The 23,623-nt window shown below is 64.7% G+C and carries 22 protein-coding genes and 1 pseudogene; 7 read left to right on the plus strand and 16 right to left on the minus strand.

Annotation, left to right across the window (positions count from 1 at the left end; genetic code table 11):
• A partial coding sequence (locus ACRCUN_RS31360) for a condensation domain-containing protein (RefSeq protein WP_462145509.1) occupies nucleotides 1-1,233 on the minus strand: 1,233 nt, incomplete at its 3' end.
• 83 nt (nucleotides 1,234-1,316) lie between these two features.
• Nucleotides 1,317-1,547, minus strand: a complete 231-nt coding sequence (locus ACRCUN_RS31365; RefSeq protein WP_462145510.1) for an MbtH family protein — start codon at nucleotides 1,545-1,547, stop codon at nucleotides 1,317-1,319.
• A gap of 200 nt (nucleotides 1,548-1,747) precedes the next feature.
• On the opposite strand from ACRCUN_RS31365, the gene ACRCUN_RS31370 reads away from it, so the two are divergent.
• A complete protein-coding gene (locus ACRCUN_RS31370; RefSeq protein ID WP_462145511.1) occupies nucleotides 1,748-2,254 on the plus strand; it encodes a DUF2505 domain-containing protein in 507 nt (168 codons plus the stop codon).
• Between the two features lie 460 nt (nucleotides 2,255-2,714).
• Here ACRCUN_RS31370 and ACRCUN_RS31375 read toward each other — a convergent pair whose 3' ends face one another.
• The 5 genes from ACRCUN_RS31375 to ACRCUN_RS31395 all read right to left on the minus strand — a co-directional run bounded on the left by ACRCUN_RS31375 (nucleotide 2,715) and on the right by ACRCUN_RS31395 (nucleotide 8,138).
• Nucleotides 2,715-4,790: a RecQ family ATP-dependent DNA helicase gene (locus tag ACRCUN_RS31375; protein ID WP_462145512.1), complete on the minus strand. Its 2,076-nt coding sequence runs from the start codon at nucleotides 4,788-4,790 to the stop codon at nucleotides 2,715-2,717.
• A gap of 109 nt (nucleotides 4,791-4,899) precedes the next feature.
• Entirely contained in the window at nucleotides 4,900-5,283 is a 384-nt protein-coding gene (locus ACRCUN_RS31380) for a heme-binding protein (protein WP_462145513.1), read from the minus strand.
• Between the two features lie 78 nt (nucleotides 5,284-5,361).
• Nucleotides 5,362-6,417, minus strand: a complete 1,056-nt coding sequence (gene dmpG / locus ACRCUN_RS31385) for a 4-hydroxy-2-oxovalerate aldolase (RefSeq protein ID WP_462145514.1) — start codon at nucleotides 6,415-6,417, stop codon at nucleotides 5,362-5,364.
• A complete protein-coding gene (locus tag ACRCUN_RS31390) occupies nucleotides 6,414-7,343 on the minus strand; it encodes an acetaldehyde dehydrogenase (acetylating) (RefSeq protein ID WP_462145515.1) in 930 nt (309 codons plus the stop codon). The genes dmpG and ACRCUN_RS31390 overlap by 4 nt, the downstream gene beginning before the upstream one ends.
• A gap of 9 nt (nucleotides 7,344-7,352) precedes the next feature.
• The gene (locus ACRCUN_RS31395) at nucleotides 7,353-8,138 is read right to left on the minus strand and encodes a 2-keto-4-pentenoate hydratase (protein ID WP_462145516.1); all 786 of its coding nucleotides are present in this window, start codon (nucleotides 8,136-8,138) and stop codon (nucleotides 7,353-7,355) included.
• Between the two features lie 73 nt (nucleotides 8,139-8,211).
• Here ACRCUN_RS31395 and kstD point away from each other — a divergent pair, with 73 nt between their 5' ends.
• Entirely contained in the window at nucleotides 8,212-9,918 is a 1,707-nt protein-coding gene (kstD, locus tag ACRCUN_RS31400) for a 3-oxosteroid 1-dehydrogenase (RefSeq protein WP_462145517.1), read from the plus strand.
• Between the two features lies 1 nt (nucleotide 9,919).
• Nucleotides 9,920-10,780 carry an enoyl-CoA hydratase ChsH3 gene (locus ACRCUN_RS31405; RefSeq protein WP_462145518.1) on the plus strand — a complete coding sequence of 287 codons (861 nt, stop codon included), beginning with the start codon at nucleotides 9,920-9,922 and terminating at the stop codon, nucleotides 10,778-10,780.
• A gap of 100 nt (nucleotides 10,781-10,880) precedes the next feature.
• Here ACRCUN_RS31405 and ACRCUN_RS31410 read toward each other — a convergent pair.
• The 9 genes and pseudogenes from ACRCUN_RS31410 to ACRCUN_RS31450 all read right to left on the minus strand — a co-directional run bounded on the left by ACRCUN_RS31410 (nucleotide 10,881) and on the right by ACRCUN_RS31450 (nucleotide 19,834).
• A pseudogene (locus ACRCUN_RS31410) lies at nucleotides 10,881-11,715 on the minus strand (hypothetical protein).
• Nucleotides 11,716-11,839: 124 nt separating this feature from the next.
• Nucleotides 11,840-12,628 carry a hypothetical protein gene (locus ACRCUN_RS31415; RefSeq protein ID WP_462145519.1) on the minus strand — a complete coding sequence of 263 codons (789 nt, stop codon included), beginning with the start codon at nucleotides 12,626-12,628 and terminating at the stop codon, nucleotides 11,840-11,842.
• Nucleotides 12,629-12,673: 45 nt separating this feature from the next.
• Nucleotides 12,674-13,756 (minus strand): hypothetical protein, encoded by a 1,083-nt coding sequence (locus ACRCUN_RS31420; protein WP_462145520.1) that lies wholly within the window; start codon nucleotides 13,754-13,756, stop codon nucleotides 12,674-12,676.
• A gap of 75 nt (nucleotides 13,757-13,831) precedes the next feature.
• Nucleotides 13,832-14,989, minus strand: a complete 1,158-nt coding sequence (locus tag ACRCUN_RS31425) for a 17-hydroxy-3-oxo-4-pregnene-20-carboxyl-CoA lyase (RefSeq protein ID WP_462145521.1) — start codon at nucleotides 14,987-14,989, stop codon at nucleotides 13,832-13,834.
• Nucleotides 14,989-15,390, minus strand: a complete 402-nt coding sequence (locus ACRCUN_RS31430; protein ID WP_462145522.1) for a MaoC family dehydratase — start codon at nucleotides 15,388-15,390, stop codon at nucleotides 14,989-14,991. The genes ACRCUN_RS31425 and ACRCUN_RS31430 overlap by 1 nt, the downstream gene beginning before the upstream one ends.
• Nucleotides 15,387-16,340, minus strand: coding sequence for a bifunctional MaoC family dehydratase N-terminal/OB-fold nucleic acid binding domain-containing protein (locus ACRCUN_RS31435; RefSeq protein WP_462145523.1), 954 nt, complete (start codon nucleotides 16,338-16,340; stop codon nucleotides 15,387-15,389). Before ACRCUN_RS31435 ends, ACRCUN_RS31430 begins: the two co-directional genes overlap by 4 nt.
• A gap of 28 nt (nucleotides 16,341-16,368) precedes the next feature.
• Nucleotides 16,369-17,532: an acyl-CoA dehydrogenase FadE29 gene (gene fadE29 / locus ACRCUN_RS31440; RefSeq protein WP_462145524.1), complete on the minus strand. Its 1,164-nt coding sequence runs from the start codon at nucleotides 17,530-17,532 to the stop codon at nucleotides 16,369-16,371.
• Nucleotides 17,532-18,530: an acyl-CoA dehydrogenase family protein gene (locus ACRCUN_RS31445; protein WP_462145525.1), complete on the minus strand. Its 999-nt coding sequence runs from the start codon at nucleotides 18,528-18,530 to the stop codon at nucleotides 17,532-17,534. Before ACRCUN_RS31445 ends, fadE29 begins: the two co-directional genes overlap by 1 nt.
• Before the next feature lie 35 nt (nucleotides 18,531-18,565).
• Nucleotides 18,566-19,834, minus strand: a complete 1,269-nt coding sequence (locus ACRCUN_RS31450; RefSeq protein WP_462145526.1) for a cytochrome P450 — start codon at nucleotides 19,832-19,834, stop codon at nucleotides 18,566-18,568.
• 164 nt (nucleotides 19,835-19,998) lie between these two features.
• On the opposite strand from ACRCUN_RS31450, the gene ACRCUN_RS31455 reads away from it, so the two are divergent.
• The 4 genes from ACRCUN_RS31455 (at nucleotide 19,999) to ACRCUN_RS31470 (ending at nucleotide 23,617) form a co-directional block, all read left to right on the plus strand.
• On the plus strand, nucleotides 19,999-21,165 hold the full coding sequence (locus tag ACRCUN_RS31455) for a steroid 3-ketoacyl-CoA thiolase (RefSeq protein ID WP_462145527.1): 1,167 nt from the start codon (nucleotides 19,999-20,001) through the stop codon (nucleotides 21,163-21,165).
• Complete coding sequence (locus tag ACRCUN_RS31460) at nucleotides 21,162-21,560, plus strand: nuclear transport factor 2 family protein (RefSeq protein ID WP_462145528.1); 399 nt, start codon at nucleotides 21,162-21,164, stop codon at nucleotides 21,558-21,560. Before ACRCUN_RS31455 ends, ACRCUN_RS31460 begins: the two co-directional genes overlap by 4 nt.
• A gap of 8 nt (nucleotides 21,561-21,568) precedes the next feature.
• Nucleotides 21,569-22,024: a nitroreductase family deazaflavin-dependent oxidoreductase gene (locus tag ACRCUN_RS31465; protein WP_462145529.1), complete on the plus strand. Its 456-nt coding sequence runs from the start codon at nucleotides 21,569-21,571 to the stop codon at nucleotides 22,022-22,024.
• Nucleotides 22,025-22,213: 189 nt separating this feature from the next.
• A complete protein-coding gene (locus tag ACRCUN_RS31470; RefSeq protein WP_462145530.1) occupies nucleotides 22,214-23,617 on the plus strand; it encodes a histidine phosphatase family protein in 1,404 nt (467 codons plus the stop codon).
• The last annotated feature ends 6 nt before the right edge of the window (nucleotides 23,618-23,623 follow it).

Raw genomic sequence — 23,623 nt, forward strand, 5'->3', positions numbered from 1 at the left:
CTCGGCTATGTCGGTCACGCCGAGATCCGAAAATGGTTGCGCCGCACCCATGGTGCTCAGAGCGAGTTCCTCGTCGGTGCCGGAGAAGATCAATCCGAAGCCACCGACAACGCCGGCATTGATCAGCGATGCGTAGGCGGACGCGCCACCGAAGTCCAGGGTGAACGTTGAGGGAAGGAAATTGATGCTCAACCGGGTGCCGAGCTTGCCCGCCTCATGCGCCTTCACGCTGCGTTCGAGTGCGTGGACCGGAAATCGTTGGTGCTGCAGCGCTTCCCGTATGCGCGAGTGGACGTGTTCGCAGAAGCTCGCGATCGAAGATTCGGGCGCCGGCGTCAACACGAGCGGCACTACCCCGGCCATCATCGCGGGCAGCGTCTTCGACTCGGGAAGCACGCGCCGGCTGACGGGGAAGTCGAGAACGACGTGCCGCCCCTCCGCACACCATTCAAGCGCCAAGAGCGCGCACGCCGCGGTGACGATCGACGATCGCGGGATGTTCGTCGACTGGGCCAGCTTCTCCACTCGGCGCACCACCGCTGGGTCCAGCCGCACTTGTTCCGAAGGCCAACACGCTTCGAACTCATCGGCCGCCTGGGGCCCAAGTTCGATGGAGTCACTTTCCGGCGGCAGGTTCTCCGACCAGTAGACCTGGTCTTCGATGTAGTCGGGTGACGCTTCGTACTCCGACTCGCAGCCAACGAGATCAGAAAGAGAGCCGAACAGGGCAGGCGGGACGGACGCGCCGGAAACCACCGCGGAGTAGACAGCGGCGATCCGATGGCCAACCAGCGCAATACCGGTTCCGTCCAAGACGATGTGATGGCAGCACGCCATCAAGAAGAACTCGTCGACTCGAGTTTGGAACATCGTGAACTTGAAAAGCGGCCCGGTGAAAGGCATCGGCGTGTTTTGGATGAGAGTGGCCCTCGTGCGCGCTTCCTGTACCGGATCGTCGAAACCGCGCAAGTCATGGAAGTCCAGCTCTACCGGCGGGTGGTCAAGCGGTCTCTGGTAGAGCATGCCGTCGACTTCGAAGAACGTGACCCTGACAGGTTCGGCTTCATCAATTACCCGGCGGATCGCCCACTCGAGGGCGTCGCGATCGACTGTGCCCGCGATCCTCACGAACAAGCCGAGTTGCCACTCCGTTCCGGCGTGGGCCATATCCTGCGCAAGCCATACATCAAGCTGTGCGCGTGTGACCGGCAGCGACCGTTCATCAAGCTGCATCGGACTCTCCCACCGCGAGATTTGGTGTCCATGGCCCCGTGGCCGAAACGCCTTCCGGGCCGTTGTCGCCCGTCAGGCCACGCTCACCTGTCAGACTGCTGGCTCGCCGCAAGCCGGTCGCGCAGGCTCTTCGGCCGGATGTCCGGCCAATTCCGTTCGATGTAGTCCAGGCACGAAGCCCTGTTCGCTTCGCCGTAGACCACCTTCCAGCCGGCAGGAATGTCGGCGAAAACGGGCCAAAGGCTGTGTTGTTCCTCGTCGTTGATCAAGACGAAGAAACTGCCATTGTCGTCATCGAACGGATTGATGCTCACGGGACCCTCCCCACAGTTGAGTCAACCAGGGGAAATAGTTCAACGATCCGGATGCAAGGCAATGTTGCCCCACACCTTGCTTCCGCGTTGGATGTCTCCTTGGCCACTCCAGCTATGACGTGTTCACTTGCAGTGCGTGAGCATACCTACTTGGTTCGACGGGGGTACAGAAATCGACGATCGGAGCATATTCTGTTGCTGTGCCGCGGTCATTTGACTTCTCGGTCGACTCACCGGCCAGCGTCGAGCAAATTCGCTCGGCGTTCGCCGAGCGAGACTACTGGCATGCTCGGCTATCGACTTTCGGCGGTTTAGGCAGGTTGGAGCAGCTGACGGTGGCCCCCGATGGCTCGGTGACTGCCGTCGTGGTCAAAGAATTGCTTCACGACGGGCTGCCAGGACCTGCTGCGAAGTTCTTTCCCCGTCAGTGGCGGGTCGAACAGAAGGAGGTGTGGAGCCCGATCGACGACGGCATGGTGCGCGGTGAGGTCAGCGTCGTGCCCCACGGCGCTCCCGGCTCGGGCGCAGGAACGGCACTACTGGCCCCCACACGCAGCGGATCTCGGCTGAAATGCACTGCGACCGTGGAGTTCAGGGTTCCGGTGATCGGCGGTCAGATCGAGAACATCATGGGCCGCATGCTGGTCCAGAACATCTCGGTCCTGCAGCGCTTCACGACCGAGTGGATCAAGGACCACCCCGCCTGAGGCGGATCCCCGATCCGCATATCACCTACGTGTAGTTCGATTCAGCGAAGCACGATCTGTGTGATTCACAACCGTTCTGAACACCTCGAACGCGGCATATGGTGGCAATCACGCGGATTCATCCGGATTCAGCAAACTTTGATGAACGATAGTGAACGTCCTTAATTGGCATCCCCCGTCTATGCCGCCAGATGTGGCAGTTAGCCACGAGAACGAGCCAGTAAACAGTCAAGATCACTAAAAGCTCGCGCGCGATAAATTTGCGTATGCAAGCACCGGCGAACTTCTTAACTCCGGCGAATTTTATCTCCGACGTTATTTTGAAATTTTCGTTTTCAGACAACGGGCGTCAGATCTGATTTCGCGGGGAAATTGTCCACCCGTCCGAGGAAGTCACTGCATCGGCGGAAAATATCCCGCTGGGACGTCGCCTTCGGCACGCCGAATCGGGAGCGGCCTTTCAGCTGACCGAGGCCAACACGAACGGCAACACGTCCGATACGCCCGCTTCGCGCAACAACCGTGCGGCCATGGTCAACGTCCAGCCGGTATCGGTCATATCGTCGACCAGCAGCAGTGGACCGTCGACGTCGAGGTCGGGCCTCTCCCATGCCCGATCCAGCGCGGCCACCCGGTAGGCGGAGTTGGCGGCGGTGACCGGCCGCCGCTCGGGCGCATATCGCAGCGTCCCGAGGTTCGTGAGCCGACCGAGTTCGGCCAGTCGCTGCACGGTCGAGGAGATGAGCTTCGGATGAGTCGCCGAGTCCAAGCCCATGACCGCGACCGGCCTCGTCGTCCAGTTCCACGCCTTCAGCACTTCGACGGCTGCACCGATCACCTCGTCAGGCACCTCGGCATCCGGTTGGTCCAGCAGCCGCCGCAGGCGAGCGCCCCAGCCGAGGTCGGTGAGCCTGCCGATGGCCCGTCCCGGAGAAGCCCCGTCGCCAATTCGGCCGGACAGCGCAAGCCCCAACGTGACCAGGCCCGACGGCCATTGCTTGCGTGGTGCCACCACGATCCCCGGGCGTTGCAGCCGTTCTGTGGTCGCGGCCAGCGTCGCATCGTCGACCGTGGTCTCGTAGTGGCGCCCGGTGCAGTTGTCGCATCTCCCACAGCGTTCGCCCGGCTGCAGGTCCGGGTCGTCGAGCTGGGCTCGCAGAAACGCCATCCGACAACCGTCGGTCGCCTGGTAGTCGAGCATGGCCTGTTGCTCACGCCGACGCGCGTCATCCAAAGCCCGGTAGCGTTCCTCGTCGTACTCCCACGGCACGCCAGTGGCAACCCAGCCGCCTTTGACTCGCCGCACCGCTCCGTCGACGTCGAGCACCTTGAGCACCATTTCCAGCCGGGAGCGGTTGAGGTCGACCAGTGTTTCCAGCGCGGGCGTCGACTGCGGCCGGTCGGTCTCCAAAGCGCGAATCACATTGCGCACCATCGATTCTGATGGGAAGGCCACCGACGCGAAGTATCGCCAGACGTCCTGATCCTCGGTGCCGGGCAGCAGGATCACCTCTGCGCTGTCGGTCGCGCGACCAGCGCGGCCGACCTGCTGGTAGTACGCGATCGGCGAAGACGGCGCACCGAGATGGACCACGAAACCGAGATCGGGTTTGTCGAAGCCCATACCGAGCGCCGATGTTGCGACCAACGCCTTGACGCGGTTGTCGAGCAGATCGGCTTCCAGCTGTTCACGTTCGGCCGGGTCGGTCGACCCGGTGTAGGCGGCGACCTTATGGCCACACTCGCCGAGCAAAGCGGCGACGTCATGGGCCTGCGCAACCGTCAGGGTGTAGATGATTCCCGAGCCCGGAAGCGAATCCAACTGTGCGGCAATCCAGGCGGCACGCTGTGCCGGATTGCCCGCCTTGACGACCGCGAGCCGCAACGATTCGCGATCCAGCCCGCCCCGCAGCACCAACGTGTCGCGACCACCCACACCCAATTGCGCCGCGACATCGTTGACCACACGATCGTTCGCGGTCGCGGTAGTGGCCAGAACCGGGATACCGGAACCTAATTCGGTGATGAGCGTGCGGATGCGGCGGTAGTCGGGCCGGAAGTCGTGACCCCAGTCCGACACACAGTGTGCCTCGTCGACCACGACCAGGCCCGCATCGGCGGCCAGCGCAGGTAGGACGTTGTCGCGGAAATCGGGATTGTTCAGGCGCTCCGGACTGACCAAAAGCACGTCGAGATCGCCCTCGGCGACCCGTTGGTGGATCGCGTCCCACTCGGTGACGTTGCCGGAATTGATCGTCGCGGCCCGGACCCCGGCCCGCTCGGCGGCGGCCACCTGGTTGCGCATGAGCGCCAGCAGCGGTGAGACGATCACTGTGGGCCCATGGCCGGTGCTGCGCAACAGCTTGGCGGCAATGAAGTACACCGCCGATTTGCCCCAGCCCGTGCGCTGGACCACCAGCGCCTGCCGTCGGCCGACTACGAGCGCCTCGATGGCCGTCCATTGGTCGTCGCGTAACGTCGCCGCAGGCCCGGCCAACTGTTCGAGAACCGACTGGGCCTGCTCGCGGGTCGCCATGGCTCCATACTGCCGGGTCGCACCGACACCTCTAAGTCAGGACTTTCGAGGTGAGCACGTAACCAGATGACGGCCCGGGGGATGGAGCCGCCACCTGGTCACGCTGGCCTCAGAGATCCTGCAACGCCTCGGACACCGGCGTCGGGTTCACCTCGACACCGCACTGGGCGGACAGGTCGGCAACCGGCTGATTGATGGTTCTCAGTTCCTGCTCAACCTGCGGGTTCTGGTCGAAGAACGCCTGGTAGAGCCCGTCGGCCTGATCGTCGGGCTGCTTGGCGATATCCGACAGTGCCTGATCGGCCGCGGGGTGGGCAGTCAGGTACGTACTGGTCGAGGCAGTCACCGAGCTGACGGTGCTGGCGACACCACTCTCGCTGCACTGATCCGGTGCGGCATTGGCCATCGGCAACGTGAATGCGGCGGAGACGACGCCGCCGGCGCACATTCCGTACAGGCAACGACGGACTGCGCGTGCGGACATCTTCTTCATCGAACTTCACTCCTTCGGTCGGCGATCGTGGTTGATCGCGCCCCGAGGATTAACGCAAAGCGCCGATGCTAAACACGCCTAGCGAGCCGCAGCGGCATCCTGCTCGCGTTTGATTTCCAGCGCGATGTCGATGAGCTGGTCCTCCTGGCCGCCGATGAGCTTGCGCTGACCCGCGCGATGCAGCAGCTGATGCGCGGGTACGCCGTAGCGCTCGGACTGGCGGATGGCGTGCTTGAGGAAGCTCGAATAGACCCCGGAGTAGCCCATGATCAGTGCGTTGCGGTCGAGCAGGCACTCGGCGGGCATCGCAGGCGCGACGACCTCCTCGGCGGCGTCGGCGATGTCGAAGAAGTCGATGCCGGTCTTGACGCCGATCTTGTCGAACACGCCGATCAGCGCCTCGACGGGCGCATTGCCCGCACCCGCGCCGAACCGGCGGCACGATCCGTCGATCTGCTTGGCGCCGGCCCGCACGGCTTCGATCGAGTTGGCCACGCCGAGGCCGAGGTTCTCGTGGCCGTGGAAGCCCACCTGCGCGTCCGACCCCAGTTCGGCCACCAGGGCGGCCACCCGGTCGCGGACGCCTTCGAGCACGAGCGCGCCGGCGGAGTCGACGACGTAGACGCACTGACAACCGGCGTCGGCCATGATGCGGGCCTGGGCGGCGAGTTTCTCGGGTGAGATGGTGTGGCTCATCATCAGGAAGCCGACCGTCTCCAGACCGAGCTCACGGGCCAACCCGAAGTGCTGGATCGACACGTCGGCCTCGGTGCAATGCGTCGCGATCCGGCAGATCGAGCCGCCGTTGTTCTGTGCCTCCTTGATGTCTTCCTTCGTGCCGACGCCCGGCAGCATCAGGAAGGCGATCTTGGATTCCTTGGCCGTCTCGGCGGCGAGCTTGATCAGTTCCTGCTCAGGCGTTTTCGAGAAACCGTAGTTGAAACTCGACCCGCCGAGGCCGTCGCCGTGCGTGACCTCGATGACCGGGACACCCGCAGTGTCCAGTGCCGCGACGATCGCGCCGACTTCTTCTTTGGTGAACTGGTGACGCTTGTGATGCGACCCGTCGCGCAGCGACGTGTCGGTCATCCGGACGTCCCAGATGGGATTGAAGAAGATGTCTTTGGTGGTCATGCTTGCGCCCCCGATTCTGCTGAAAGGCTCGCCCCGACTCTTTCCTTGGCGATTTCCTCGCCCACCTTGGTCGCCGCGGCGGTCATGATGTCCAGATTTCCAGCGTAGGGCGGCAGGTAATCCCCCGCACCCTCCACTTCGATGAACGTGGTGACCAGGTGATTGCCACCGTTGACCACCGACGGCTCGTCGAACTGCGGCTCGTTGAGCAACCGGTAGCCCGGCACATAGGTCTGCACCTCGGCGACGACGTCCTTGATCGACTGCGCGATCGCGTCCTGGTCGGCGTCCTCGGGGATCGCGCAGAAAATCGTGTCGCGCATGATCATCGGCGGTTCAGCAGGATTGAGGATGATGATCGCCTTGCCACGCTGGGCACCGCCGATGTTCTGCACGCCTGCACTCGTGGTCTTGGTGAACTCGTCGATGTTCGCCCGGGTGCCCGGACCGGCCGACGCCGACGACACCGACGCCACGATCTCCGCATACGGCACATCCACCACACGGGAAACGGCGTGCACGATCGGAATCGTTGCCTGCCCGCCGCACGTGACCATGTTGACGTTCGGAGCGTCGAGATGCGCGCGCAGGTTGGCCGGCGGTATGACGCCGGGCCCGACCGCGGCCGGCGTCAGATCGATCGCGCGAATACCCGCTTCGGCGTAACGCGGCGCCGCATCACGATGCACATAGGCACTCGTCGCCTCGAACAACAAATCAGGCTTCTCGTCGAGCCCCAACAACCACTCTGCACCCTCGGCACTGGTTTCCAGGCCCAGCTTGCGAGCCCGAGCCAGACCTTCCGACTCCGGATCGATCCCCACCATCCACCGCGGCTCAAGCCATTCCGAGCGCAGCAGTTTGTAGAGCAGATCGGTACTGATGTTGCCGGATCCGACGATCGCGACCGACGCCTTGTTCGGCATATTCGCTCCTTATTCGAAACTCAGTCGTACTGAACCTAACCCGGCGAAGTCCGCAATGAAATCGCTGCCAGGAGGTGCATCTATCGCACGTGTGCACGAGCCCGGCAACACGATGTCACCGGCCTTCAAACGGACGCCGAATCCTTCGACTTTCCGGGCCAGCCAGGCCACCGCGGTCACCGGATTGCCCAGCACCGCATCGCTACGTCCCTCGGCGACCACTTCACCGTGGTTGGTCAGAACCGCGTCGATGTTGCGGATGTCGATGTCCTTAGGCGACACCCGAGCTTCGCCGAGCACCCAACCGGCCGACGACGCGTTGTCGGCGATGGTGTCGCACAACTTGATCTGCCAGTTGGTGATCCGCGTGTCGATGAGTTCGATCGCAGGCGCGAACGCCGCCGTCGCCGCGAGCACGTCCTCTTCGGTGCAGCCGGCCCCGGGCAGGTCGTCGGCAAGGATGAAACCGACCTCTACCTCGACGCGCGGATAGAGGTAATCGGACGATTTGACGGGCTTTTCCTCGTACACCTGCATCTCGTCGAGCAGGTGACCGTAGTCCGGTTCGTCGACACCCATCATGTCCTGCATGGCCTTGCTGGACAGGCCCACTTTGTGACCGATCACCCGCGCCCCTTCGGCGACCCGCTGACGGATGTTGATCAGCTGGATCTCGTAAGCGTCGACCACATCGATCCCCGGATTCGCGTCGGTCAGCGGCGTGATCGGCACCCGGCTGCGTTCGGCTTGTGCCAGGTCGGCGGCCAGCTGAGCACGCACGTCGTCACTAAGCATTGTGGTGAAGTCCCCTCACTTCTTTGACCGGGGCGGTTGTTGGATCGCCGGCCAATTCTATAACGTGTTCTACATGACTGGACAGGTGTACGACGTAGTCGTGGTTGGAAGCGGCGCCGCCGGCATGGTCGCCGCCCTCACCGCTGCCCACCAGGGCCTCTCGACAGTAGTCGTAGAAAAGGCTCCGCACTATGGAGGTTCCACTGCGCGGTCAGGTGGTGGCGTGTGGATCCCGAACAACGAGATTCTCAAGCGAGACGGGGTCTCCGACACTGCCGACGCGGCGCGGAAATACCTGCACGCGATCATCGGCGACGTCGTCCCGGCCGAGAAGATCGACACGTATCTGGACCGCGGCCCGGAGATGCTGTCGTTCGTCCTCAAGCACTCGCCGCTCAAGCTGTGCTGGGTCCCCGGGTACTCCGACTATTACCCGGAGACGCCGGGCGGTAAGCCGACCGGCCGGTCCGTAGAACCCAAGCCGTTCGACGCCAAGAAGCTCGGGCCGGATATGAAGGGCCTGGAGCCTCCGTACGGCAAGGTGCCGCTCAACGTCGTGGTCATGCAGCAGGACTACGTGCGGCTCAACCAGCTCAAGCGTCATCCCCGCGGTGTGCTGCGCAGCCTCAAGGTCGGTGCGCGCACGATGTGGGCACAGGCGACCGGGAAGAACCTCGTCGGCATGGGCCGAGCGCTCATCGCGCCGCTGCGCATCGGCCTGCGCGACGCCGGAGTTCCCGTCCAGCTCAACACCGCCATGACCGACCTCTATGTCGAGGACGGCGTGGTGCGTGGTATCTATGTTCGCGATACGACTGCTCCGGAAAGCGCTGAGCCCGTGCTGATCCGGGCTCGCCGCGGCGTGATCCTCGGTTCGGGCGGGTTCGAGCACAACGAGCAGATGCGGGTCAAGTACCAGCGTGCGCCGATCACCACAGAGTGGACCGTGGGCGCGGTCGCCAACACCGGCGACGGCATCCTGGCTGCCGAAAAGCTGGGGGCCGCATTGGAACTCATGGAGGACGCGTGGTGGGGCCCGACGGTTCCCCTCGTGGGCGCGCCGTGGTTCGCACTGTCCGAACGCAACTCCCCCGGGTCGATCATCGTCAACATGGCCGGCAACCGCTTCATGAACGAGTCGATGCCGTATGTGGAGGCCTGCCACCATATGTACGGCGGCGAGTACGGTCAGGGCGCCGGACCGGGCGAGAACATCCCGGCCTGGCTGATCTTCGACCAGCAGTACCGCGACCGCTACATCTTCGCGGGATTGCAACCGGGACAACGCATTCCGTCGAAGTGGCTGGAGTCGGGCGTCGTCGTCAAGGCTGCGACGTTGGATGAGCTGGCCGCCAAGACCGGTCTGCCCGCCGACGCGTTCAAGGCCACTGTCGAGCGGTTCAACGGATTCGCGCGGGCCGGCGTCGATGAGGAGTTCCACCGCGGCGAGAGCGCCTACGACCGCTACTACGGCGACCCCACGAACAAGCCGAACCCGAACCTCGGCGAGATCAAGAACGGGCCGTTCTACGCCGCCAAGATGGTTCCTGGCGATCTCGGCACCAAGGGTGGCATCCGCACCGATGTGCACGGCCGTGCGCTGCGCGACGACAATTCGGTGATCGAGGGGCTCTACGCCGCAGGTAACGTCAGCTCGCCCGTCATGGGTCACACCTACCCCGGTCCGGGTGGCACCATTGGACCCGCCATGACGTTCGGATACCTCGCAGCCCTGCACCTCGCCTCGGCCGGGTCGGCCACATCGAACACGGAGGCCTGATATGCCCATCGATCTCGACAAGGCGCTGGGCGCCGAACTGGAACCCATCGAATTCTCGTGGACCAGTAGCGATATCCAGCTGTACCACTTAGGCCTCGGCGCCGGTGCCGACCCGATGGATCAGCGCGAGCTGCGCTACCTCGTCGACGACACCCCGCAGGTGCTGCCGACGTTCGGCAACGTCGCGGTCAGCTTCCACATGACCGAGCCGCCGAAGGTCCAGTTCCCCGGCATCCACATCGAACTGTCCAAGGTGCTGCACGCGAGCGAAGCCGTCAGCGTCCCCGGCCCGATTCCCACCAGCGGCACCGCGAAGTCGGTGCAGCGCTTCACCGAGATCTGGGACAAGGGCAAGGCCGCCGTCATCGTCAGCGAATCCACGGTGACCGATCCCGATGGCACGGTGCTGTGGACCACGAAGCGCTCGATCTTCGCGCGCGGTGAGGGTGGTTTCGGGGGTGAGCGTGGACCGTCGACATCGGTCGAAATACCCGATCGCGCGCCGGATATCGAGATCAGCCTGCCGACGCTGCCACAACAGGCACTGCTTTATCGACTGTGCGGCGACCGCAACCCCCTGCATTCCGATCCGGCCTTCGCCGCCGCGGCCGGCTTCGACCGGCCGATCCTGCACGGGCTGTGCACCTACGGCATCGGCTGCAAAGCCATCGTCGACAACCTCCTCGACGGCGACGTGTCCCAGGTGGCGTCATACGGTGCGCGGTTCGCCGGCGTCGTCTTCCCCGGCGAGACACTGCAGGCCAACATCTGGAAAGAAGACGGCCGCTTCGTCGGTGTACTGACGGCGCCGTCACGGGACAACACGGTCGTGCTGTCCGGCGTTGAGCTCGTGCCGGCCTGAGTTGCCTGGCGGGTGCGGTTGGCTGGTGTCTGGCGCGTGTCTGGCGCGTGTCCGGGCGGTGTTTGTCACGCTAGAGTGGCAGTCGGCTTCGGCGGCCACGCTAGCGTGACAATCGGCTGGCCCGCGCAGCGCGAATACGGCGAAGAACGTCGCCCCGACGCTCGCCAGCTGACACGCGGACATTGAGCCATCCGGCCCGCTGTATCCGGTCGGCCCGCCTCAGATCCCACCGGTACTGCGAGTCGTTGAGTCGCCGTCGTATTCGACGCAGACCATGAGGTCTTTCCAGCCCATGTCGAGAAATGCGAAAGGGTCACCGGGTCCATCGATTACCGGTATTTGCGTCTCCGGTCTCGGCATGCCGTCATCGACGATCATCAACCGCAACTGTGTTTCTTTTGGTGATTGCCCTCCGGCATCCATCAATTCGAGTGCGACCCGTGCCCGATGAACGCCTTGACGCCCGGCGTAACGCTGCAACAGAAGGTCGACGTCAGCCGGCTTGAGTTCCGTCGCGGCTGCAAGCGCGTCAAGCGATTCCACCGCCAAATCTCTTGAGTCCAATACCCCATGTCGAGCGCGGTGCGAGCCAGCGTCGTCACCGGGATGCCACTGTGAAGCGTGATTTCGTCGTGTTCGATGCGTTCGGTCCGAACCTTCAGGCCTGCCATGGGATTGCGATTTGAGTGCAGCATTTCCAGCGGCTCATCCGGCCCGACCCACTTCGCTCCATACAGTGCCGCCGCTGCTCTGCCTGCGATGATGCCGCGCCGTCGGGACCACAACCATCCAGCTCGCGCACGTGCCTGGGGTGTGAGTTCGGTTCCGGGACTGACGTAGACGTCACGAAAGACCCGGGTATACCTGGTGCGCAATGCGCTCTTCAGTACCTCGCCACCGGCGACAGCTTCACTGCCGACGAACGGCTCCCCCATAGCGAATGAGTTTGTCTGGCAGAGCCGTATCCGTCACGCCGGCTATCCACAGGCACCGTTGTCACGTTGGAGTGGCGATGGTTGTCCACAGCCACGCGCAAGCACACCCGACGCCTGGTCAAAATTACATACGCCGTGCGAGATCGTCGTCGCCGCCGCTGTAGCGCGGAGGCTCGTGCGGCGTGACGGGGACAGGCCCCGGCGCCGGCCGGCTCTCGCTGGGGCCGGCAGCACCCGCGGCCGGAGGCGCTGCCGGAGCAGGCGCCTGCGGTGCCGACGCGGAAGTACCCGCACCCGAGCGGTCGTTCAGCTGGGCCTCGCGGGCGTCCTGGCTGGCTTCGCGCCTGTCCTGGGCGATGTCGCGCTCGTTCTGCCGATCTTCGCGTTCGTTCTGCTTGGCATCGCGTTCGTTGAGGCGCGCCTCACGCTCGGCCTGTTGCTGTTGCGGGTTGGCACCCATCGGTGCCCCGCCTGGCGTGCCGCCACCGGGAGCGCCGCTGCCCTCTGGGCCGCCGCCGCCCTTGGCGCTTTCCATGGCCTTCATGAGCGGCTCCATCAGTGAGCCGAACTGTCCGCCCATCTGACCGGCTGCCTGTGACGGCGCGGAGGCCATCTGGCCCATCTGCCCGAGTTGACCCATCATCTGGCCCAGTTGGCCGACGCCTTGCTGACCGGCCTGGTCGGCGTTCTCGTATGCGCCCTGGGCATCGCCGAGCTTGCCGTTGAACATGTTCTCTTTCGCCGAGAGCGCGGTGACATTCGTCGTGAGCGAGGCGGCCAACGTGGGCAGTATTCCGGCGATGGTCATGCTCATGGCGTCCTCGCCGGCCTGGATCGGCGGCATGTCCGGCAATTGGATCGGGGCGGCATTCCAGTTCAGCCCGCCGGGGGTGGTGAACGGCGTATTACTCACCGGACGTCTCCTTCAGCATTCGTCGCGAACCGATATGTCGCGGGCTCACCAGTCGTCATCGTCGTCGTCCACATCGACTTCGTGCTCGAGCGGCGCGGGTACGGCCAGCGTGGCCGACGTGCCACCGCTCGCGCCGCGCTGGCCCATCATCCCCATCGGCGCGCCCATGCCGCCCATTCCGCCAGCGGCCACCGGCGCCAACCCGATCGCGGTACTTCCGGCCGCCGTGGAATCGACCGAAACCGGCGCGGTATTGCCGCCGACGAGCTTCGACATCAGCGGAGTCTGGGATCCGACGCCGCCGGTGCCCGGCAACGACGCGGCCTTCATCATTCCCGCGCCACTGCTCGGCCCTGACCCACCGGCAAGCGGGTGATTCGAGAAAGCCGAGAACGGCGACGGGCCTCCACCGGTGCCGCCCTTGCCCGCCGAGCCGAGCATCGAGGTCAGCTGCTGCAGCGGTTGGGAAAGCTGCTGCAACGGCTGGGAGAGCTGCTGGGGAATCTGCCCGAGCATCTGGGGAATCTGACCGAGCATCTGCGGCAGCTGACCGGCCATCTGCATCGCCTGCTGCATGCCTTGTTGCATACCCTGCTGCGCCTGGGCGGTCGGCGGTGTGGTCATCTGCGGCACGTTGGCGACGGTCCCGAGGCTGCTCGCAAGCGAGGTGGTGCTGGCCGTGACGGTGGCGATGTTCTGCGAAAGCCCCATCTTGATGCGGCTCTCGATCAGCTCCTGTTTGTTGCCGAACGGCAGTGCCTGCAGCGCCTCAACCTCGTGCTGGACTTCCTGGGCAGCGGCGTTGACAGCCATCTTCGCCTGAACGACGGCGGCAGCCATCTGGGTCAGTTGGGTGGCGATCGCCTGAGCTTGAGCGGCGTTCGCCTCGTGGCCGGCGATCATCGTGGTGGCCTCACCTGATGCCGCGACGGACCCGGCGCCCTGCCAGACCTCGGTCAGCTTCATCAGCTGGCTGGTCTGCTCAGGCACGATGTTGCCGCTGATGTTCATGGCGAGCTTCTCGTACGAGGCCGCCGCCGCGGTCAGCTGCTCTTCATCGACATTCGGCCAGGCCGGCCCCGTCACCGTCTGCGACCCAAACGGGCTGCTGTCGGGCTGGATCCCCACGCCACGACCCCCCTTTCACGCGTGCTGCCATCTGCAGCAAAGATTACCGTGTGCCGCGGGGGTACGGACGCGCCTTTAACCGAGGATCAGTCCTGACGTCGGTACGCCGGTGCCTGCGGTGACCAGTACATGTTCGACGTTGTCGACCTGATTCACCGAGGTGCCCCGCAACTGGCGCACACCCTCAGCAATCCCGTTCATACCGTGGATATACGCCTCGCCGAGCTGACCGCCGTGCGTGTTGATCGGCAGCCGGCCGCCGATCTCGATCGCCCCGTCGGCGATGAAGTCCTTCGCCTCGCCCTTACCGCAGAACCCGAGCTCCTCGAGCTGGATCAGTGTGTACGGGGTGAAGTGGTCGTAGAGGATCGCGGTCTGGATATCGGCCGGGGACAGCCCCGACTGATCCCACAGCTGGCGGCCCACCAGACCCATCTCCGGCAGCCCGAGCTCATCGCGGTAGTAGGAGTACATGGTGAACTGGTCGGCGCCTGCGCCCTGCGCGGCCGCCTCGATGATCGCGGGCCGGTGCTTGAGGTCCTTGGCCCGCTCGGGCGTGGTGACGACGATGGCCACGCCGCCGTCGGTCTCCTGGCAGCAGTCCAGCAGTCGCAACGGCTCGGCGATCCACCGCGAGTTCTGATGGTCTTCGATCGTGATCGGCTTGCCGTAGAAATGCGCCTTCGGGTTGTTGGCGGCGTGCTTGCGGTCGGCCACCGACACCGCGCCGAAATCCGCACTGGTGGCGCCGTATTCGTGCATATACCGTTGCGCGATCATCGCGACCGACGCGGCCGGTGTGCTCAACCCGTGCGGATAGGACCAGCTGTACTCGACGCCGCGCGAGTCGGCATTGGTGGTCAGGCCGGTCATCACTTGACCGAAGCGGAACTCCGAGCGCTCGTTGAACGCCCGGTACGCCACGACGACCTCGGCCACCCCCGTGGCGACGGCCAGCGCGGCCTGCTGCACGGTCGCCGCCGCGGCACCGCCGCCGTAGCCGATCTGGCTGAAGAACTTCAGGTCGCCGATCCCGGTGGAACGGGCGACGGCAGTCTCCAGGTTGGAGTCCATGGTGAAGGTCACCAGGCCGTCGACATCCGACGGCGACAGCCCGGCGTCATCGAGCGCGTCGAGCACCGCTTCCGCGGCGAGCCTCAGCTCACTGCGACCGGAGTTCTTGGAGAAGTCGGTGGCGCCGATACCGGCGATCGCGGCCTTGCCGGAGAGCATCAGTTGTCCCCCACTGTGAGTGTTGCGGTGGCGATGACGTGGTCGCCGAGGCTGTTGCTGCCCACGACCTTCACTGTCGCCACGCCGTCCTCGATCGCCGTGACCTCGCCGGCGAACGTGACGGTGTCATAGGCGTACCACGGCACCCCGAGGCGCAGTCCGATCGACTTGATGCGCGCCGACGGTCCCGCCCAGTCGGTCAGGTAGCGCTGCACCAGACCGGTGTCGGTGAGGATGTTGACGAAGATGTCCTTGGAGCCCTTGGCCTGCGCCTTGTCCCGATCGTGGTGCACGTCTTGGTAGTCGCGGGTCGCGATGGCCGTCGAGACGATGAACGTCGGGTCGCCGTAGATCTTGAGCTCGGGCAGTTTGGTGCCGACTGCCGCCACCGGCGCGCTCACTGGGCCGGCTCCCACGCGTACAGCGTCCACGCCGGGCTGACGTCACTGTCGGGGAAGTCGATATACGTTGCGCGCACCGGCATTCCGATCTGCACCTTCTCGGGGTCGACGTTGCGTAGCTCGCCGAGCATGCGCACGCCTTCGTCCAGTTCGACGAGTGCGATCACGAACGGCAGGCTGCGTCCGGGCACCTTCGGTGCGTGGTGCACGACGAAGCTGAACACCGTGCCCTTGCCGGACGCGACGACGTAGTCGGTCGGCGCTTCTTTGTCCTGCCACACCGCGGGCACCGGCGGATGCTGCAGGGTGCCGTCGGGGCGTTTCTGGATGCGCAGTTCGTGGGCATTGACGCCGTCCCAGAAGAACTGCGTGTCCCGCGATGCCGCGGGCCGCATAAGCTTGTCCGGGTCCAGATCCTCGGGAACGTCCGGCTTCTGCTCCTCGCGAGGCTTGAACTTCATGATCCGCCAAGCCATTTCGGCGACATCCTCGTCACCGACCTGCCACGTGATCTTCTGGTTGATGAAGTAGCCCTCACCGAGCGCGGTCTGCTTCGGGCCGATGACGTCGGTCAGCTCGGCGGCGATGGTGACCTCTTCACCCGGCTCCAGGTAGCGGTGATAGATCTGCTCGCAGTTGGTCGCGACCACACCGACATAACCGGCATCGTCGAACAACTTCATCATCTGGCTCAGCGGATCGTCGTCCGGCCGGCCCTGGCCCAGCCCGGCCATGGTCCACACCTGGATCATCGCCGGCGGCGCGACGATGCCGGGATGCCCGGCGGCCTTGGCGGCCTCCTCGTCGACATAGATCGGGTTGCGGTCGCCGATCGCGTCGACCCAGTGGTGGATCATCGGCTGGTTCACCGGATCCCGGCCCGCACGGGGCTTGCTGCGACCGGCAGCCTTGATCTCGTCGACTGCTGCTTGTAGATCGCTATCGCTCATCGGTGCTCGATTCTCTTCGCGCAAGCGCTCATCGGGGAACCCTTGGCACCTTCAGACCGGACGCCGCGATCATCTCCCGCATCACCTCGTTGACACCGCCGCCGAAGGTGATCACCAAATTGCGTTTGGTCATCTTGTCGAGCCAGTCGAGCAGCTCGGCGGTCTCGGGATCGGCCGGGTTGCCGAACCTGCCGACGAGCTCTTCGGCCAGCCGGCCGACCTCTTGAATACGTTCGGTGGAAAAGACTTTCGTCGCGGCGGCGTCGGCGACGGCGATGGTCTCACCCGACGCCGCGACCTGCCAGTTGAGCAGCTCGTTGATGCGCCAGATCGACTTGATCTGGCCGAGCAGGCGCCGCGCGTCATCGTGCTCGAGGGGGATGACGCCGTTCGATCCCGGCTTGGATGCCCACGTCCGGACTTGGTCGTAGATGCCTGCGACGCGGCCGGCCGGGCCTAGGCTCACCCGCTCGTGGTTGAGCTGGGTGGTGATGAGTTTCCAGCCGCCGTTCTCCTCGCCGACGAGCATGTCGGCGGGTACGTGAACGTCGTTGTAGTAGGACGCGTTCGTGTGGTGAGCACCGTCCGACAGGATGATCGGGGTCCACGAGTAGCCCGGATCTTTGGTGTCGACGATGAGGATCGAGATTCCCTTGTGCTTGGCGGCGGTCGGGTCGGTCCGGCAGGCCAGCCAGATGTAGTCGGCGTCATGCGCGCCGGTGGTCCACATCTTCTGGCCGTTGACGATGAATTCGTCACCATGCCGAACGGCCGTGGTTCGCAGCGAGGCAAGGTCGGTACCGGCATCGGGCTCTGAGTAGCCGATCGCGAAATGGATGTCGCCGGACAGGATTCCGGGCAGGAACTTCTTCTTCTGCTCCTCGGTGCCGTACACCTGCAGCGTGGGGCCCACAGTCTGCAGCGTCACGAGCGGCAGCGGCACATCGGCACGGTTGGCCTCGTTGACGAAGATCTGCTGCTCGATCGGGCCGAAGCCCAGACCGCCGTACTCCTTGGGCCAGCCGACGCCCAGTTTGCCGTCCGAACCCATGCGCTTGATCACCGCGCGGTAGGCCTCGTTGTGGCGATCGGAGGCCATCGCCTCGGCCTCTTCGGGGGTGATGAGAGTCGAGAAGTATTGCCGCAGTTCGGCTTGCAGGGCCCGCTGCTCGGGCGTGAGCTCGATGAACATTAGGCCCCCACCAGGTCCAGGCGATGCGACGGACCGCCGAGCAGCCGCGTCAGATCCTTGATCGACGAGTAATAGCGGTCCATGGGGTAAGTGATGTCCATCCCCATGCCGCCGTGCAGATGATGACAGGTCCGCATCGCGGGCGGTGCCTGCGAGGTCAACCAGTAGCCGAGGATCGCGAGATCTTCGTCGGCGTCCAGCCCCTCCGACAAGCGCCACACGACCGAGGTCGACACCAGATCTATTGTGCGAGAGGCTATGTAGACCTCCGACAACTGTGCGGCCACGGTCTGGAACGTCGAAAGCGGTCGGCCGAACTGCTCGCGCGTGGCGACATAGTCCGCCGTCAGTCGCAGCGCACCGGCCACCAGACCCGCGGCGAACGCACCCGTCGTGGCCAGCGCGAGCTGATTCACCCGCGTTGTCGCCGCACCGTCGAGCACACCGTCGACCTCGACGTCGGAGAACGTCACCACGTATTCGTCCGAACCGTTCGCGGTCGGCGTTTTCGTCACCGTGACGCCGGGCGCGGTCGGTGAAACCACCACGACCGCACTGTCGGCGGTGACCACCAGCCACTCGGCGCTTTCGGCGTATGGCACACCGACTTTCGTGCCGTTGAGCTTGCCTCCAGTGAACGTTGTCGCGGGCCGGTCGGGCAGGGAGGCACCGGGTTCGTTCAGCGCCGCCGACAACACCGAGCCCTTGGCCACCCCGGCAAGGTAACGGTCCTGCTGGGCCTCGGAGGCCAGATCGAGCAACGGCACCAGGCCAAGGCCGAGAGTCGTGAGCGCGGGACCGACCGTGCCGTGCCTACCGATCTCGGTGAGCGCCGTGGCCACCTCGAGCAGGCCGAGGCCGTCACCACCCAACCGATCCGGAACGGCGAGCGCAGCCACGCCGCCGGAAACCAGTGCGTCCCAACTATTGTCCCGATCGAGCACGGATGTCACCACATCGGCGACGGCCTGCTGCTCGGCGTTCGGACTGAAATCCACGCGACTCCTCCTTGAGCCTTATGCGGTCAGTGCGCTCAGGCTCGATTCGCCGGCTCGCCGGCGACCGGGCACTTGCCGGTGTAGTCGACCTGCCAATGCTTAATACCATTGAGCCATCCGGACTTCAGCCGTTCGGGCTCACCGATCGGCTTGAGATCGGGCATGTGGTCGGCGACCGCGTTGAAGATCAGGTTGATGGTCATGCGGGCCAGGTTGGCGCCGATGCAGTAGTGGGCGCCGGTGCCGCCGAAGCCGACGTGCGGGTTCGGGTTGCGCAGGATGTTGAAGGCGTGGGGGTTCTCGAAGACCTCTTCGTCGAAGTTGGCCGAGCGGTACGACATCACGACCCGCTGGCCCTTCTTGATCTGCACGCCGCCCAGCTCGGTGTCTTCGAGCGCGGTGCGCTGGAACGCCGAGACGGGCGTCGCCCACCGCACGATCTCGTCGGCTGCGGTGTCCGGGCGCTCCTTCTTGTACAGCTCCCACTGATCGGGGTGCTGCGAGAAGCCGATCATGCCGTGCGTGATCGAGTTGCGGGTGGTCTCGTTTCCGGCCACCGCAAGCATCACGACGAAGAAGCCGAACTCGTCGTCGGAGAGCTTCTCGCCCTCGATGTCTGCCTCGATGAGCTGGGTGACGATGTCGTCGGTGGGATTCTTCGCCCGCTCCTCGGCCATCTTCATCGCGTAGGTGATGAGCTCGAACGACGACATCGCCGGATCGATGTCGGCGTACTCGGGGTCTTCACCGGCCGTCATCTCGTTGGACCAGCGGAACAGCTTGTCCCGATCTTCCTGCGGGACACCGAGGAGGCCGGCGATCGCCTGCAGCGGCAGCTCGCACGAGACCTGCTCGACGAAGTCGCCACTGCCCGCAGCGGCAGCTTCCTTGGCGATGTTCTGGGCCCGCGCGTCGAGCTCTTCCTTGAGCCGACCGATCGCGCGCGGCGTGAAGCCGCGCGAGATGATCTTGCGCAGCCGCGTGTGCTGCGGGGCATCCATGTTCAGCAGGACGGCCTTCTGCAGGTCGATCGCGCTGCGCTCCATGCCCTGCGGCCACACCGGGATGGCGCCGTCGGGCGAGCTGCCGAAAATGTCGTTGCGCTTCGACACCTCTTTGACGTCCGCGTGCTTGGTGACGAGCCAGTACCCCTTGTCCCCGAAGCCGCCGGTGCCGCCGGGAACGTCGACCCAGTGGATGGGCTCGGACTTACGCAGCTCGGCGAGTTCTTCGACGGGGAGGCGCTCAAGGTTCAGGGACGCATCAAGGAAGTCGAAGTCCTTGGGGAGGTTCGGGCAGGCCATGTGACTACTCCTAGTGTCTGTAGCAGGCGTGATCTGGCTAATAGCACCTGACACAACGTGGTCTAGTACCGATTAAGACCATTGAAACATGCCTTGACCGCAGATCAAAGGCAGTGCCGCATCGTCGCTTGTCAGAGTAATGAAACGTGTTCTAGCCTGGCGACATGGGTAATCCTGTCATCGTCGAAGCCACTCGCAGCCCGATCGGCAAGCGCAACGGCTGGTTGTCCGGCCTGCATGCGACCGAACTGCTGGGTGCCGTTCAGAAGGCACTGGTGGAGAAAGCGGGCATCGAGGCCGGCGACGTTGAACAGCTCATCGGCGGCTGCGTCACGCAGTACGGCGAGCAGTCCAACAACATCACCCGCGTGGGCTGGCTGACGGCCGGGCTGCCCGAACACGTGGGCGCCACCACGATCGACTGCCAGTGCGGCAGCGCGCAGCAGGCCAACCACCTCGTGGCCGGTCTGATCGCCACCGGTGCGATCGACATCGGCATCGCGTGCGGCATCGAGGCGATGAGCCGCGTCGGCCTCGGCGCCAACGCCGGTCCGGATCGCAGCCTGATCCGCGCGTCGTCGTGGGACATCGACATGCCCAACCAGTTCGAGGCGGCCGAGCGGATCGCCAAGCGCCGCGGCATCACCCGTGCCGACGTGGACGCACTCGGGCTGGCGTCGCAGCGCAAGGCCAAACAGGCCTGGGCCGAGGGCCGGTTCGACCGCGAGGTTTCGCCGATCTCGGCGCCGGTGCTCGACGAGAACAAGCAGCCCACCTCCGAGTGGGCCCCGGTTACCCGTGACCAAGGTTTGCGCGATACCACTGCCGAGGGGTTGGCGTCGCTGAATCCGGTGATGGAAGGCGGAGTTCACACCGCGGGCACGTCATCGCAGATTTCCGATGGTGCCGCCGCGGTGTTGTGGATGGATGAAGACAAGGCCAGGGCACTGGGCTTGAAGCCCCGCGCTCGAATCGTCGCGCAGGCCAACGTCGGTGCGGAAACTTACTATCATCTCGACGGGCCCGTGCAGTCCACCGCGCGGGTGTTGGAGAAGGCCGGGATGAAGCTCGGCGACATCGATCTCGTCGAGATCAACGAGGCGTTCGCATCGGTGGTTCTGTCCTGGGCTCAGGTGCACGAAGCCGATATGGACAAGGTCAACGTCAACGGCGGTGCCATCGCACTCGGGCACCCGGTCGGCTCGACCGGTGCCCGGCTCATCATCACGGCGCTGCACGAATTGGAGCGCACCGACAAGTCCACGGCGTTGATCACCATGTGCGCGGGTGGCGCGTTGTCCACCGGCACGATCATCGAGCGGATCCAGTGACCGGATCGGGGCCGATTCCTGAGCCGGTCTCAGAAGCCGACCGCATCGCGGCCGCGCAGGCCTACATCGATGCCCTGGCGACGCACCAAGCCGACGCGGTGCCGTTCGCCCCGGGCTGCATCCGCATCGAGATGGGGCTCAAAACCGGGCGCTCCGGGGATCATCTGCGGCGCAGCCTTAACAACGGTCCGCAGTTCAAGTTGATCGAGCGGGTCACGCCTGCGGAGTTCACGGTCGACGGCGACCACATCCGGGCCCGGTTCGACGTTCTGACCAAGCCGCGACTCTTCGGCCGGCGGGTGTGTTCGCACGTCGACGAAACCTTCCTGATCCCGGCGTCTGATGGCAAGATCCACCACATTCACGCGACGCTCAAGCCGTTCATCAGTCGATAGGTTCCTCCATGGCAAACCCGCCCAAGGCGCTCAATTCGAAGCCCGTCGGCTTCCTCATCAAGCAGATGTCTCGCGCGAACACCTGGATCTTCAAGAAGTCCAACGGCAAGTTCGGTGACAAGTTTCTGCGCGGCGCACCGGTGGGCATCCTGACCACGATCGGGCGTAAGACCGGCGAACCGCGCGAAAGTCCATTGCTGTTCCTGCAGGAGGACAAGCGCATCGTCCTGGTCGCATCACAAGGCGGCCGTGCCAACAACCCCATGTGGTACCTGAACCTCAAGGCCAATCCCAAGGTGACGTTCCAGACCAAGACCGAGCACCTGGCCCTGATGGCGCGCGATGCCACGGACCCCGAGCGCGATGAATACTGGCCCAAGCTCGACGCGATGTACCCGGATTTCGCCGATTACCGGTCCTACACCGATCGGAAGATCCCAATCGTCATCTGCGATCCGGCCTGACTACGAACTACCAGCGGCGCCCCTGACCTGAGAGGTCAGGGGCGCTGCTCGTTTCGACGCAGGCTAATTACGCAACTCTCGGTAGCTGAATTGACGAGTGAACAAATTACTGATTATGTTCTGTGAGCCCGCACACAGTGAACGGCAAGTGAGCGGCAGCCCACATTTTGGTGAACCGATGGAGACCCTATGCAACACCTCAAGCGACGCCGGGCCGCCGGCGCTGCCGCGACCACTTTGACGGCTTGCGGCCTGTTCGCCGCCGCGACCTTGCCCGCCGGCGCGATGACCGTGACGTTCATCCGGCACGCCGAGTCGCAGGGCAACGCCTCCGGGTACATCGACACGAGCACACCGGGGCCGCACCTGACGAATGATCAGGTCAATCAGAACGGCGGCCCGACCGGCGAGGAGCAGGCACAGGCGTTCGCCGATGCTCAATGTCCGAGTGCGCCGTGCGATGCATTCGACGCGGTCTACGCCTCGACCATGATTCGCACGCAGGAGACCGCAGCGCCGTTGGCCGAGAAACTGGGGTTGCCGGTCACGATCCTGGGTGCGTATGACCCGGAGAATCCCCAGCGGAACTCCGGCGTGCAGGAAATCAGTGCCGGCATCTTCGAGGGTCTGCCCGAAAGTGAAGGTATCGGCCGTATCGGCTACATCCTTGCGCCGTTGGCTTGGACGCTGGGCCTGCAATTCGTCTCGATCCCCGGCGGTGAGAGCGGCCTGGCGTTCAACGAGCGCGTGACGAATGCCCTTGCCGACGCCGAGTCGGGCACCACAGACACCAATGGCGACGGTGAGATCGACGCCGCGGTGTTCTCGCACGGGGCCACGATCATGATGTGGACGATGATGAACGTCGACAACCCGAATCTGCTGTTGATCGTTGAGCATCCGTTGAACAACACCGACACGGTCGTGGTCGAGAAGAATGCCGACGGCAGCTGGACCCTCAAGGAATGGGCCGGGGAAGAAGTCGGCCCGGCCAACTACCCGACCAAGATGTTCGTCAATGTCCGCGATCTGATCGTGGCGCCGCAAAAGGCCGTCTACGACATGCGTCTGCCCGTCCTGTCGCTTGACGCTCAGGACATCGTGACCACCGGTGCCCAAGGCGTTCAGGACGTCGCCGCGGCCGGAGTCAAGTTCGTCAAGGATTCGATCACCGACACCGTCGATGCGATCACCGGTATCCCGGGCTCGTTGAACGAGTCCATGCCACAGGTGCCGGACCTCAGTACCCGGAGCGTCACCGCCGACAGCGGAACCACTCCTACAACAAGCGATCTCACCGAGAACACCGAATCGGCCGTCGAGAACAACACCGCGTCCGTCGAGCAGAAGGTCTCGACGGACCGGACGGCCAACGGCGCGACGAAGCTGACCACCGGCAACAAGGTGGAGCCGGGCAAGGCCTTTTCCGCAGCGCGTGACCGGGTGAACCGGGCGGCAGAAGACGTGCGCGACGGGGTCGAGTCCTCCGTGCAGCAGGTTCGCGACACCGTCAAGAAGCTCGCGGGCGCCGACAAGGACAAGGACAAGGCAGCGGACAGCGACGCGAAGGCAGCCTCAGAAGACGCGGCCTGACCTTCC

Source organism: Mycobacterium venezuelense, assembly GCF_054919535.1.